We start from the raw sequence: 13,447 nt of genomic DNA, 5'->3' as shown, positions 1-13,447 counted from the left end.
AAAAGCGCAGGGGGATGGCCCCCTTGCCAATCGAGAGGAGCACCGTATGGAAAACAGAGTGGCATATGTCACTGGCGGCATGGGCGGAATCGGTACGGTGATCTGCCAGCGCCTTGCCAAGTCGGGCTTCACTGTGGTGGCGGGTTGCGGCCCCAGCCGGAATTTTCAGCAGTGGATCGACGAACAGGCTGCGCTTGGCTACACCTTCCACGCGTCCGTCGGCAACGTCGCGGACTGGGATTCGACGCGAGAAGCCTTCGCCAAGGTCAAACAAGAGATCGGGCCCATCGATGTGCTGGTCAATAACGCGGGCATCACGCGTGACGGGCTGTTCCGCAAAATGTCGCTGGACGACTGGCGCGCGGTCATCGACACCAACCTGAACAGCCTGTTCAACGTGACCAAACAGGTCATCGAAGACATGGTCGAACGCAAGTTCGGGCGCATCATCAACATCAGTTCCGTCAATGGCCAGAAGGGGCAGTTCGGGCAGACCAACTACTCGACGGCCAAGGCGGGCATCCACGGTTTCACCATGGCGCTTGCGCAAGAAGTCGCGTCCAAGGGCGTCACGGTGAACACCGTATCGCCGGGCTATATCGGGACCGACATGGTCCGGGCGATCCGGCCCGAGGTATTGGAAAAGATCGTCGAGACGATCCCGGTCAAGCGCCTGGGCACGGCCGATGAGATCGGCTCCATCATCGCCTGGCTCGCGTCCGAAGACGCCGGTTTCGCCACCGGCGCGGACTTCTCGCTCAATGGCGGCCTGCACATGGGGTAAGCCCCAAGGCATGCACCGCCGGTGAGTATCGGTGGTGCACTACACTCCGGGTTGACGGTGCGGCGCAGCACGCCGCACCGGCCTTCATAACAGCACGAGCGTGGGGACAAGATGGCGAACCAGCAAGCAGGAACTGGCAAGGCGTTGCGGATGATCAAGAAGTATCCGAATCGCCGACTGTACGACACGCAGACCAGTACCTACATCACGCTGGCCGATGTGAAGCAACTGGTGCTCGAGAACGCCGAATTCCAGGTGATCGACGCCAAGTCGAACGACGACCTGACCCGCAGCATCCTGCTGCAGATCATTCTTGAAGAAGAGACGGCCGGCGCGCCGATGTTCACGGCGACCATGCTGTCGCAGATCATCCGCTTCTATGGCCACGCGATGCAGGGCATCATGGGCTCGTACCTGGAACAGAATATCCAAGCTTTCATGGAAATCCAGAACAAGGTCAGCGAGCAGTCCAAGGGCCTGTACGGCAACCAGTTCGGTCCCGAAGCCTGGGCGCAGTTCATGAATGTCCAGACGCCGATGATCAAAAGCATGATGAGCAACTACATCGATCAGAGCAAGAATCTGTTCGTGCAGATGCAGGATCAGATGCAGAACCAGACCAAGTCGATGTTCACGGCCTTTCCGTTTACGGTGCCGCCGGTGGACAAGGATCGCAAGTAGGACGACGGTGCGGTTGCTACCAGGCAGGTGGCAGCGGCAGGCCAGTGGCTAGCCGCAGGCAGTGGCCAGTAGCGGAAGTGGCCAGTAGCGGAAGTGGCCAGTAGCGGAAGTCGCCAGTAGCGGCACTGGACAGTAGCGGCACTGGTCAGTGGCAGGCAGTTGGCAGTGGCCAGCGGCAGGCAGCGGCCGATAGCAGGCAGTTTCCAGCAACCATGACGTGGCCATCAATCCGCAAGCTAACGCCCGGCCGTTGCCGGTCCCCACGGCATCGGTCTCGGTTCCAAAACCGGTAAACTCGCGGCCTGATCCTCTCCGGCCGCCGTCACGACGCTGCGGCGTCTCATGTCGCGCGTGTCCTTCCTTTTCCCTTCCCCTGTTGCGTGCGCCCCGCGCCGTTCCAACGGCCGCGCGGCGACGTATTGCGCCTGTGCAGGCAGCATCGGCACCATACGGGCAACGCCATGAGCCGCCTGATGCTGGCGCCCATGGAAGGGCTGGCCGATTACGTCATGCGCGACATGCTGACACGCCAGGGGGCCTTGACGGGTGCGTGTCCGAATTCGTCCGGGTGGTCGGGTCCTTGCTGCCCTTGCGAGTGTACGAGCGGGATACGCCCGAAGTGCTGCACGGGGCGTTCACGCCGTCGGGCACGCCCATGGTGATCCAGCTGCTGGGCAGCGATCCGGAATGGATGGGCATCAATGCGGCCCAGGCGGCGCGGGTGTCGCCGCATGGCATCGACCTGAATTTCGGGTGCCCGGCCAAGGTCGTGAACCGGCATGGAGGTGGCGCCATGTTGCTCGCCCATCCCGAACAGTTGCATGCCATCGTCGCCAGCGTACGCGCCGCCGTGCCGGCCAGCATTCGCGTAACCGCGAAGATGCGGCTTGGCGTCACCGACAAGGCGCTGGCCATCGACTGCGCGCACGCGTTGGCCGACGGCGGCGCCGCGTCGCTGGTGGTGCACGCGCGCACGCGCGACGAAGGCTATCGGCCGCCCGCGCACTGGGAATGGATTGCGCGTATCGACGACGCCGTAGATGTGCCGGTGACCGCGAATGGCGATGTCTGGACCGTGGATGATTGGACGCGTTGCCGTGCCGTCAGCGGCTGCGATGACGTCATGATCGGACGCGGGGCGGTGGCCGATCCGTTCCTTGCCTTGCGCATTCGGGGGCTGGCGGACCCGATACCGCAGGCATCGGAATGGCCGACCGTGCTGGGGCAATTGCTGGAGTACCTGAACAAGCTGCAGACCCGCGTGGCGTCGCGTCACGAGCACGGTCGCGTCAAGATGTGGCTGACGCACCTGAAGCGGACGTGGCCCCAGGCCGGAGAACTGCACGACTCGCTGCGCCGCGTGCATGACGCGCAAGAGATACGCAGCCGGATCGAGCAGGCAGGCGCCATGTGCGGAATCGAGGACGCCGAAGCGGCGCTGTGACTTAGCGGAAGATGCGACGACGGCTTGCGCCGTGCCGATTCGCATCGTGCCGATTCGCGCCATGCCGATTCACACCGTGCCGGTTCACACAGTGCCGGTTCACACCGTGCCGGTTCACACAGTGCCGGTTCACACCGTGCCGGTTCACACCGTGCCGGTTCACACCGTGCCGGTTCACACCGTGCCGGTTCACACCGTGCCGGTTCACACAGTGCCGGTTCACACAGTGCCGGTTCACACCATGCCGGTTCACACCGTGCCGGTTCTCACCGTGCCGGTCCACACCGGCATCGGGTGGACTACAGTGCACGGTCCCATCCCTGCAGTGAAGCCGCCACGCCACAGTGGACCGGGCAAAATGCGCCAAGCCGGTAAGTACCTGTAAAATGCCGGGTTCCCTTCCTATCGGCCGCCAGGACAAACCCTGTCGGCACGCCAGATGTCCCTCGTACTGCAAGAAAACCTCGCCGCGCTGCCCGATACTTCCAAGCCAGCTTCGGCGGACGCCACCGGTCAGCGGTTGCCGTCGGACGGTTCGCCGTCGTCGGCACTGCCGGGGGGCGTGTCGCCCAAGATCGGCTTTGTCAGCCTGGGCTGTCCAAAAGCCGGGTCCGATGCCGAAAGCATTCTGACCCAGCTGCGGTCCGAAGGCTACGACACGTCCAAGACGTATGAAGACGCCGACCTGGTCATCGTCAATACCTGTGGCTTCATCGATGACGCCGTCCGCGAAAGCCTGGACGCCATCGGCGAGGCCCTGCAGGCCAATGGCAAGGTGATCGTGACGGGTTGCCTGGGCGCCAAGGAAGAGGGCGGGGAAAACGTGGTGCGCAAGGTGCATCCCAAGGTGCTGGCCGTGACCGGCCCGCACGCCACGCACGAGGTCATGTCGGCGGTGCACCTGCATTTGCCCCGTCCGCACGATCCTTTTGCCGATCTCGTGCCGCCGCAGGGCGTACGCCTGACGCCCAAGCACTACGCGTACCTGAAGATTTCGGAAGGCTGCAATCACCGCTGCAGCTTCTGCATCATCCCGTCGATGCGCGGCGACCTGGTGTCGCGGCCGATCAACGAGGTCATGAAAGAGGCCGAAAACCTGGTCAAGGCCGGCGTGAAGGAAATCCTGGTCATCTCGCAAGACACCAGCGCCTATGGCGTCGACGTCAAGTACCGCACCGGCTTCGTCAACGGCAAGCCCGTGCGTACGCGCATGACCGAGCTGACGCGCGAACTGTCGCAGCTGGGCGTCTGGGTGCGCCTGCATTACGTCTACCCGTACCCCAGCGTGGACGAGGTGCTGCCCTTCATGAACGAGACGCACGCCAACGGCGGGCGCATCCTTCCGTACCTCGACATTCCATTCCAGCATTCCAGCCAGCGTATCCTCAAGCTCATGAAGCGTCCGGCCTCGTCGGAGCGCAATCTGGATCGGATCCGCGCCTGGCGCGATATCTGTCCGGACCTGACGATCCGCAGCACCTTCATCGCCGGATTTCCAGGTGAAACCGATGCGGAATTCGAAGAGATGCTGGACTTCCTGCGGGAAGCGCAATTGGACCGCGTGGGCTGTTTTGCCTATTCGCCGGTAGACGGTGCGACCGCCAACGACCTGCCGGACCCGGTGCCCGACGAGGTGCGCGCCGAGCGTCAGGGCCGGTTCATGCAGGTGCAGGAAGAGATTTCTCGCAAGCGCCTGGCACGCCGGGTCGGAAAGACGCTCAAGTGCATCGTTGACGAAGTCAACCAGGATGGCGGCGTGGCGCGATCCATGGCGGATGCGCCGGGCATTGATGGCAATGTGTTCATCGCGACGCCCGACAAGCCCTGGAAGCGCTTCAAGGCCGGCGAGATCGTATCGGTCAAGATCGCCGGGTCGGACGCGCACGATCTGTGGGGCGACGTCGCCTGACGACAGTGCGCACTAGGGCGGAGTCGAAGCGGTATCCGGCTTGACCTTCAGGCCGTCTTGCCCGAACGCGTTTCGCCCTGGCCCTTTAGTCCCATCCGGCCACGTCCCGTCCGCGGTCAGGCGCTGGGCGGTTTCCCGAATCAGCCGACGCAGTTCGGCCACCGCTGGGTGGGTTGCTCCCCTGGCGGTCGCCTGCCGCAGCGTCACGGGCGTGCGCAGGTCTACCAATAGCCGGGCGGCGACCAGTCCGGCCCGCCACTCTTCCACAAACGACGACACCAGCATGACCGACGCGCCGGCGCCGCCGGCGATGAGTTGCACGGTGCGTGGAATCGAATCGAGTTCATGTTTGATCCGCAGCCGCAGGCCTTGCTGAGCGGCCTCGCGTGCCAGCACCTGCCGCACGCCATGGCGCGTCGTGGGCAGGATCAGGTCGGTGCGGTCCAGCGCGGCGATCGGCACACGGTCGGGCCAGTCATGGGCGGCGTCCGGATGGCCGACCAGGTACAAGGGTTCGTTGCGCAGATGCTGTGATTCAAAGCTGCCCGACGGCTCGCCCGCCACCATCAGCAACGCAATATCCAGCTTGTCTTGCAAAAGCATGGATTCCAGCTCGGCCGTCAGTACTTCGACCACTTGCAGCGTCAGGCGGGGTCGGGCGGCTTCCACGGCCTTGAGCAGGGGCACCGTCAGCATGCGGCTGATGCTGCTCGGGATGCCGATGCGGACCACACCGCCTTCGGCCTGGCCATGGACTTTGACGTCACGTTCCGCCGCCGCCACCCGATCCAGAATGTCGCGGGCATGCACGAGCAGTCGGGCGCCCGCTGCCGTCGGACGCACGCCCTGTGCATCGCGCACGAAAAGCTGCACGCCCAAAGACGCTTCCAGTTTCTGGATCTGGGTGCTCAGCGCGCTCTGGACGATGTGCAGCCGCGAGGCGGCTTGGGAAAAGCTGCCGGTTTCCTGGATGGCGACAAAGTAACGAAGGCGGCGAAGGTCCATGATGGGCAGGAAGAAGGGGGCGTGACAAGGCGTGGCGCCGTAGAGCGATCAGCCCGCAATCCGTGCAACGGGTGGCAATACCGCTCTCGCCCTTGGGCGCCGGCTCTCGCCCTTGGGGGCCGCATGCGAACCGGCACCATGTCTCATCATACGGGCCATCTTGAATCCAGATGGGCAGAATCTGCATAAACCGTTATCGCAATAGACGCGCGGCGGCCATCATGGCCCTTTTGCTACCACAGCCGCCATGTATCCTGCGCCGCCCGACCTGCCGACCGAACGATTCGCCGTCCTGCCCACCGCTTGGCATCGCACGGATTCCCCATCGTCCTGGGTGGATACCCGGGGCGCAGGCCCGCTGCATTCCTTTCTGGAAGGCCCGGCGTTCGACCGAACCGGTACGCTGTACTGCACCGACCTGGCGCATGGACGCGTGTTCAGCGTGTCAGCGGCCGGCGAATTCTCGCTGGTCGCCGATTACGACGGTGAGCCGAACGGGTTGGCTGTGCACCGCGACGGGCGTGTGTTGGTGGCCGACCGGCGTCATGGCATCGTGTGTCTGGACGGGCAAGGCGGCTTTAACGGCGTGGTGGGTGCCACGCCGCAGTCGGTCGCGCTGCAAGGCGTCAACGACTTGACGTTCTCGCCGGACGGTGACCTGTGGTTCACCGATCAGGGCGGCAGCGATCTGAGGCGGCCCACCGGCAGAGTCTATCGGTTACGGGCGGGGACGGGCGCGCTGGAGTGCGTCGTTGAGGGTCTGGCCGGTCCGAACGGCATTGCGTTCAGCCCCGACGGACGGCTGGTGTACATCGCCATCACGCGCGACAACGCCATCTACAGTCTGGCGCTGGGAGCGGGCGGGGCGGTCGGAAAGCTGGGTCGCTTCATCCAGTTGTCGGGCAGCCCCACCGGGCCGGACGGGCTGGCCGTGGACGTGGCCGGCAACCTGGCGGTGGTCCATGCGGGCGCGGGCACCGTCTGGCTGTTCAGCGCCGACGGCGAACCCTTGCTGCGTGTGCGATCGTGCGCGGGTCGCCGTACGACCAACGTGGCCTACGGCGGACCGGATAACCGGACGTTGTTCATCACCGAAGCAGAACAGGGCGCCGTGCTGCAGGCGCGCATGCCGCACCCCGGGTTGCCGCTGTATTCGCATCAGGGCGAACCCCCGTTGCATGCGGCGCGGACAGGCGCACAATAGTTGTATATATCAACTAGTTGAAGAGCACGCGGGACGGGAACAACTAGGTTGAGAACGACCAGAACGAGAACAACCGGGCCAGGATCAACCGGGACCAACCAACAATACGCAGCAGGAGACAGCATGAAACTTTCGATCCTGGCGGCAGGGCTGCTGGCGTTCGCCACCGCCTTGCCCGCCCTGGCGCAGGACTACCCGGCGCGGCCGATCCGGCTGATCGCGCCATTCGCCGCGGGCAGCACCGTCGACATTCTGGCCCGCGCGCTTGCCGTCCCATTGGCGCAGCAATTGAAACAGCCCGTCGTGGTGGAAAACCGTGGCGGTGCGGGCGGCAACATCGGCGTCGATCTGGTCGCCAAGGCGCCGAAGGATGGCTACACCATTGGTATCGGCACGACCGGCCCCTTGACAGTCAATCCAGCCTTGTACGGCGACAAAATGCCGTTCGACACGCAGAAGGACCTGTCCATGATCGGGCTGATCGCAAGCAGCCCGAATGTGCTGCTGGTCGATCCTGCGATCCCTGCCAAAACGCTGCCGGAACTCGTGGCCTACGCCAAGGCGCATCCAGGGCAACTGAACTTTGCGTCGTCCGGCATAGGCAGCACCAATCACTTGGCGGGGGAGCTGTTCCGGTCTCTGGCGCAAGTGAAGATCGTGCACGTGCCCTATAAGGGCAATCAGGACGCCGTTACCGACATGCTGGCGCACCGGGTGCAGCTGCTGTTCAGCGGTGTGCCGCCGGTGCTTGGCTTCATCAAGGCCGGACAGTTGCGGCCCATCGCGATTGCGGGTCCGTCGCCTTCGGCTGCGCTGCCGGGCGTGCCCACGGTGGCGCAGGCCGGCTTGCCCGGAGCCGAGGTGGTTGCCTGGTACGGATTGATCGCCCCCGCAGGCACGCCGCCCGCCGTGGTGGACCGGCTGAATCGCGAGCTGAACATTGCGCTGGACAAGCCCGACGTGCGCGCGCAGCTGGCGGCGGCGGGGGCCGATCCTTCGCCCGGTTCGCCGGCCGCCTTCGACAAGCTCGTGGCCAGCGAACTCGTGCTGTGGAAGCGCGTGATCGCGGACGCCAATATCAAGATGGAGTGAACGATGACGACGACACAAACAACCTCCGCTGCGGCGACGACAAACGACACCACCGCGGCAGCGGCGGCCGCGGGAACCGCCGGCTCGATTCCTTCCGGCATGATCGCCGTCTGGCTGCACGTGGCGCCGGAACGCGAAGAAGAATTCAACGCCTGGTACGAGCGCGAGCACATCCCGCAGATTGTCGATCTGGACGGCTTTGTCAGCGGCACCCGCTACTTCAGCGACGAGGCCTTTCCCAAATTCCTGGCCTTGTATGAGACGGTGGACGAATCGGTGGAAGCCAGCCCCGGCTTTCAACACGTGACGACGCATCCCAGCCCATGGTCAGGCCGGATCTGGAGCTTTTTTGGAAAGGACCGCATCAGGCTGAATCTGCGGCAACTGGCGCTGGCGCCCGGTGGTACGCGGCATGCCGACCCGGCGCAGCACGCCGGCTCGTCCGTGGTCGTGCGTCACACCCGGCGGCCACTGGGCCTGACCCTGGAACAGGCCCGGCAGGAAGCCGCCGCCACGCGCGAGATGACCGGCTGCCGGCGTTATCGGGTCTATCAGGAAACGCACGATGACGCGCGTTATGTCGAAATCCTGGAATTCACGTCGGTCACGCCGTCGAACGATGAGGCGCTGGCCGCGTGGTTGAGCCGGCCAGAACGGCAAGCCATGGATGCGGGCGTGCAGGACGTGCAGCAGAATGTCTATCACGCCATCGGCACGCCGTACGTGCGCACAGACAGGTAGTGCGGGCGGAGGCACGCGGCTGATCAAAAGTAAAATCGCCGCGTGCCTGCAGGGCAGCTCGGTCCGAATGCAAAAGCACCGTGCCCTGTTCACGCAAGAGCACATCGACCGATGCGCACTCGCAGGCTGGGATTCCGTTCAATTCCCCGCGGTGTCTTCGAACCAGTTCAGGACACTGTCCAGGCCACACACATTGATGGACCGGGTTGCCTGATCCCGCACCACCGGTTTGGCGTGGTACGCGACGCTCAAGCCTGCCACGCCCATCATCGTCAGGTCGTTGGCGCCATCCCCCATTGCGATCGCCTGCGAGGGCAGGGCGCCGTGCTGCTTTGCAAACGCGACCAGATGATCGGCCTTGGCCTGGGCGTCCAGGATATCGCCATCGACTTCGCCGGTCAGGCGGTTCTGCGCATCGACCGACAGGGTATTGGCGTGGGCGGCGTCCAGATTCAGCCGTTCTTTCAGCCGGCCGGTAAACCAGGTAAATCCACCGGATACGAGCAGCGTCTTGACGCCCGAGTCGCGGGCCGTTGCCACCAGCCGTTCGGCGCCGGGGTTCAGCTTCAGGCGCTCGATATAGACTTGCTGCAGGGCGTCCAGCGGCAGGCCGCGTAGCAGTGCGACGCGCCGGCGCAGGCTGTCCTTGAAGTCAGTGATCTCGCCGCGCATGGCGGCTTCGGTAATGGCGGAAACCTGTGCCTTCAGCCCGGCCATGTCCGCGATTTCGTCGATGCATTCGATCGATATCAGGGTCGAGTCCATGTCCATGGCCAACACCTTCCAGTCAGCCAGGCGCGCGCCCGGGTCGACGAACGCCCAGTCGATGCCCGCTTCGGTGCAGTAGGTCTTGACCGCGATGCGCGTCTCGGCGTCGTCGCGCACGTCCGTCATGCGCAGCGCGTGCGGCGCGAGGTCGATGTCGCGCCTGGCTTGCACCAGCGTCTGGAGGTGGGAAAGATCGGCATCGGCAAGCACCGGCGCCTGGACAACGAGATGGGTCATGGTCACGGATGAATCGGTAGAAAGATAAGAATACGTGCTGGGTCGATACGAACGATAAGCGCCACGGCCCGGGGCCGCCGAAAAAACGGTCTGCTTCAGACCAGCGACCGCAAGGTGGTGCGAACGGCTTCGACCCGCGACTTCAGGTCGGGCGCCTTGATCTCGATGCGCAGCTTGTCCGGCCCGGCGAGCTTGATGTGTTTGTTTTTCTGCACCAGGGTAATGATGCGCATGGGGTCGATCGGCGGATTCGGCACGAACTGCAGGACAGCCGCGGCTTCGCTTGCATCGATCTTGATCACGCCCACGCCCTTGGCCTGCAGCCGCAGGCGGTGGATATCGATCAGTGCGCGCGCGGGCTCCGGCAGCTTGCCGAATCGGTCGATCAGTTCTTCCTGGATGATGTCGACCGCCTCGGCATCTTCGCAGTTGGCCAGGCGTTTGTAGACGGCCAGGCGCGCATGCACGTCGCCGCAGTAGTCATTCGGCAGCAGGGCCGGCACGTGCAGATTGATCTCGGTCGTGGCCGACAGCGGCGCATTCAGGTCGGGCTCGCGCCCGTCCTTCAAGGCACGGACGGCTTCGTTCAGCATGTCGTTGTACATCTGGAAGCCGACTTCCTGGATATTGCCCGACTGGTTCTCGCCCAGCACCTCGCCCACGCCGCGGATTTCCAGATCGTGCATGGCCAGGTAGAAACCGGACCCCAGTTCTTCCATCGCTTGAATGGCCTCGAGCCGCTTTTTGGCGTTGCTGGTGATCGCGTCTTCGCCCGGGGTCATCAGGTAGGCGTAGGCCTGGTGATGCGAGCGCCCGACCCGGCCGCGCAACTGGTGCAGCTGGGCCAGGCCAAAGCGGTCGGCCCGATGGATCACGATGGTGTTGGCGCTCGGCACGTCGATGCCGGTTTCAATGATGGTCGTGCAGAGCAGCACGTTGAACTTCTGTTGATAGAAGCCCTTCATGACCTGTTCCAGTTCCCGTTCGGGCATCTGGCCATGGGCCACGGCAATACGCGCCTCGGGCACCAGTTCTTCGAGCTTGGCGCGCCGATTGTGGATGGTGTCCACTTCATTGTGCAGGAAGTAGACCTGCCCGCCGCGCTTCAATTCGCGCAGCAGGGCTTCGCGCACCGTGCTGCCGTCTTCGCGGCGCACGAAGGTCTTGATGGCGAGCCGCTTTTGCGGCGCGGTCGCAATGACCGAGAAATCCCGGATGCCTTCCAGCGACAATCCCAGCGTGCGCGGGATGGGTGTCGCCGTCAGGGTCAGGACGTCCACTTCGGCGCGCAGGGCTTTCAGGGCATCCTTCTGCCGCACGCCAAAGCGGTGTTCCTCGTCGATGATGACAAGGCCCAGGTTCTTGAACTTGACCTTGTCGGACAGCAGCTTGTGCGTGCCGATCACGATATCGATCTTGCCTTCGTTGATCAGTTCGATCGACGCGGCCATTTCCTTGGCGGACTTGAAGCGTGACAGCTCCGCCACGCGCACCGGCCAGTCGGCAAAGCGGTCGGCAAAGTTCTGCGCGTGCTGCTCCGCCAGCAGCGTGGTGGGGCACAGCAGCGCCACCTGCTTGCTGTTCATGACCGACAGGAAGGCGGCGCGTAGCGCGACTTCGGTCTTGCCGAAGCCGACGTCGCCACACACCAGGCGGTCCATGGGCTTGCCCGACGTCATGTCCTTGATCACCGCCTGAATGGCCAGCGACTGGTCCACGGTTTCTTCGAAGCCGAAGGATTCCGCGAACGCTTCGTAGTCGGACAAGGGCAGCTTGAACGCATAGCCTTCGCGCAGGGCGCGGCGCGCGTAGATATTCAGCAGCTCGGCGGCGGCGTCGCGTGCCTGGGTGGCCGCTTTGCGGCGCGCCTTGTCCCACTGGCCCGAGCCAAGCTGATGCAGCGGCGCCGTTTCGGGGTCCGAGCCGCTGTAGCGCGAGATCACGTGGAGTTGAGACACCGGCACATACAACGTGCTGCCGCCGTTGTACTCCAGGTGCAGGAACTCCATGTCGCCTTCGCCGATGTCCATCACGATCAGGCCCTGGTAACGGCCGATGCCGTGCTGCGTGTGGACGACCGGATCGCCCACCCGCAGTTCGGACAGATCGCGCACCATCGACTCGACGTTGCTGGCCCGTTCCTGATTGCGCTTGCCGCGGCGGACCGCATGACCCGTGAACAGGTCGCTTTCGGTCAGGAACAGCAGCTTGCTGTCGGCCAAGCCGAAGCCCGACGACAGCGGCGCAATGCCGATGGCAAAGCCGCTGGGCCGCGCCAGGAAATCCTGCACGGAGTCGACGGGTTGCGGATGCAGGCCGAATTCCGCCAGCATCTGCACGATGGTCTCGCGCCGGCCCGCCGATTCGGCGCACAGCAGCACGTGGGTATCCGCCCCCGAGACCTGGGCTCGCAGCCGCGCCACGGGGTCGTCCGCCTTGCGCTGGACGGCCACGTCAGGCGGCGTGATGAACGAGGGATGGTTGCGATCGGGCGTCAGCGCCAGCCGCGGGAACTGCCGCAGGTGGCCGAACAGACCTTCGGTGTCCAGGAAAATGCGCGCGGGCGCCAAGATCGGCCGTTCGCGATCGCTTTTCAGGAAGCCATAGCGGCTGGCGGTATCGGCTTCGAAGCGGCGGATCGCGTCTTCAGTGTCCCCCAGCGTGACGGTAATGGCGTCTTTGGGCAGATAGTCGAACAGCGTGGCCGTCTCGTCGAAGAAGAGCGGCAGGTAGTACTCGACACCCGGAAAGGCGATCCCGCTGCCAATGTCCTTGTACGGCATGGCCCGCGAGGGGTCGCCTTCGAAGAATTCGCGGAAGCGGGCGCGAAAGTCATTGCGCGCGGGCTCGTCCATCGGAAATTCGCGGCCCGGCAGCATCTGCACTTCCTTGACCGGATAGACGCTGCGCTGGGTATCGATGTCGAAGCTGCGGATCGATTCGATGGTGTCATCGAACAGGTCGATCCGGTAGGGGAGGGCCGAGCCCATCGGGAACAGGTCGATCAGTCCGCCGCGGATGCAGAACTCGCCCGGCGCGGTCACCTGCGTCACGTGCGAATAGTTGGCCAGGGTCAGTTGCGCTCGCAGCGCCGATTCGTCCAACCGGTCGCCCTGCTTGAACGAAAACGTGTACGCCGCCAGAAAGGACGGAGGCGCTAGCCGGTACATGGCGGTCGTGACGGGCACCGTCAGCACGTCCACCGTGCCGCTGGACAAGCCGTGCAGGGCCTTCAGGCGCTCCGAGATCAGGTCTTCATGCGGAGAAAACGCGTCGTAGGGCAGGGTTTCCCAATCGGGAAACTGGTTCACCCGCAACTCGGGCGCGAACTGGCGAATTTCTTCGGCCAGACGCTGCGCATCGAGCGGGTCGGCAGTCAGGATCGCCAGGGGGCGCCGGGCCTGCCGGGCCAGGTCCGCCAGCAGCCAGGCATCGCCCGCGCCGGGGGGCGAGGCTGGCCGTAGCGTTCCCCCGGCTTGAGCGCTGCGAGCAGTGCACGCGTCAAGGCAGACGGCGCGGTTAGGCCGTCGGTCATGGGACGGGACGGGGAAGCAGACGGCTTGATAGCGGAGGTGGGAGCGG

General features: G+C 64.5%; 9 protein-coding genes and 2 pseudogenes. 8 read left to right on the top strand and 3 right to left on the bottom strand.

Translation table 11 applies throughout. The features are described 5' to 3' along the window. The first annotated feature begins 46 nt into the window (after positions 1-46). From phbB to rimO, 5 genes and pseudogenes are all read left to right on the top strand, one after another. The gene (gene phbB, locus ACNANG_RS01385) at positions 47-784 is read left to right on the top strand and encodes an acetoacetyl-CoA reductase (RefSeq protein ID WP_420225682.1); all 738 of its coding nucleotides are present in this window, start codon (positions 47-49) and stop codon (positions 782-784) included. Positions 785-895: 111 nt separating this feature from the next. Continuing rightward, on the top strand, positions 896-1,465 hold the full coding sequence (phaR, locus tag ACNANG_RS01380) for a polyhydroxyalkanoate synthesis repressor PhaR (protein ID WP_420225681.1): 570 nt from the start codon (positions 896-898) through the stop codon (positions 1,463-1,465). 461 nt (positions 1,466-1,926) lie between these two features. Then, positions 1,927-2,909, top strand: a pseudogene (locus ACNANG_RS01375) (tRNA dihydrouridine synthase). Positions 2,910-2,940: 31 nt separating this feature from the next. Beyond that, positions 2,941-3,294 (top strand): hypothetical protein, encoded by a 354-nt coding sequence (locus ACNANG_RS01370; RefSeq protein WP_420225680.1) that lies wholly within the window; start codon positions 2,941-2,943, stop codon positions 3,292-3,294. Between the two features lie 54 nt (positions 3,295-3,348). Continuing rightward, entirely contained in the window at positions 3,349-4,818 is a 1,470-nt protein-coding gene (gene rimO, locus ACNANG_RS01365) for a 30S ribosomal protein S12 methylthiotransferase RimO (protein ID WP_420225679.1), read from the top strand. A 12-nt stretch (positions 4,819-4,830) separates the two neighbouring features. On the opposite strand, the gene ACNANG_RS01360 is transcribed toward rimO, so the two are convergent. Further along, complete coding sequence (locus tag ACNANG_RS01360; RefSeq protein WP_420225678.1) at positions 4,831-5,823, bottom strand: LysR family transcriptional regulator; 993 nt, start codon at positions 5,821-5,823, stop codon at positions 4,831-4,833. Positions 5,824-6,070: 247 nt separating this feature from the next. Between ACNANG_RS01360 and ACNANG_RS01355 the strand changes: the two genes are divergently transcribed. The 3 genes from ACNANG_RS01355 to ACNANG_RS01345 all read left to right on the top strand — a co-directional run bounded on the left by ACNANG_RS01355 (position 6,071) and on the right by ACNANG_RS01345 (position 8,860). Beyond that, complete coding sequence (locus ACNANG_RS01355) at positions 6,071-7,027, top strand: SMP-30/gluconolactonase/LRE family protein (protein WP_420225677.1); 957 nt, start codon at positions 6,071-6,073, stop codon at positions 7,025-7,027. Between the two features lie 123 nt (positions 7,028-7,150). Further along, positions 7,151-8,119, top strand: a complete 969-nt coding sequence (locus ACNANG_RS01350; protein WP_420225676.1) for a Bug family tripartite tricarboxylate transporter substrate binding protein — start codon at positions 7,151-7,153, stop codon at positions 8,117-8,119. Positions 8,120-8,122: 3 nt separating this feature from the next. Beyond that, positions 8,123-8,860 carry an antibiotic biosynthesis monooxygenase gene (locus ACNANG_RS01345; RefSeq protein ID WP_420225675.1) on the top strand — a complete coding sequence of 246 codons (738 nt, stop codon included), beginning with the start codon at positions 8,123-8,125 and terminating at the stop codon, positions 8,858-8,860. Between the two features lie 138 nt (positions 8,861-8,998). Here the strand turns inward: ACNANG_RS01345 and serB are convergent, their stop codons facing one another. Next, on the bottom strand, positions 8,999-9,871 hold the full coding sequence (gene serB, locus ACNANG_RS01340; RefSeq protein ID WP_420225674.1) for a phosphoserine phosphatase SerB: 873 nt from the start codon (positions 9,869-9,871) through the stop codon (positions 8,999-9,001). A gap of 89 nt (positions 9,872-9,960) precedes the next feature. Continuing rightward, positions 9,961-13,400, bottom strand: a pseudogene (mfd, locus tag ACNANG_RS01335) (transcription-repair coupling factor). Positions 13,401-13,447: the final 47 nt, after the last annotated feature.

It is taken from the genome of Pigmentiphaga litoralis, assembly GCF_048632615.1.
Classification (GTDB): Bacteria; Pseudomonadota; Gammaproteobacteria; order Burkholderiales; family Burkholderiaceae_B; genus Pigmentiphaga; species Pigmentiphaga litoralis_B.
Note: the sequence above shows the minus strand (reverse complement) of the source record. Positions and strands in the feature narration are given on the sequence as shown.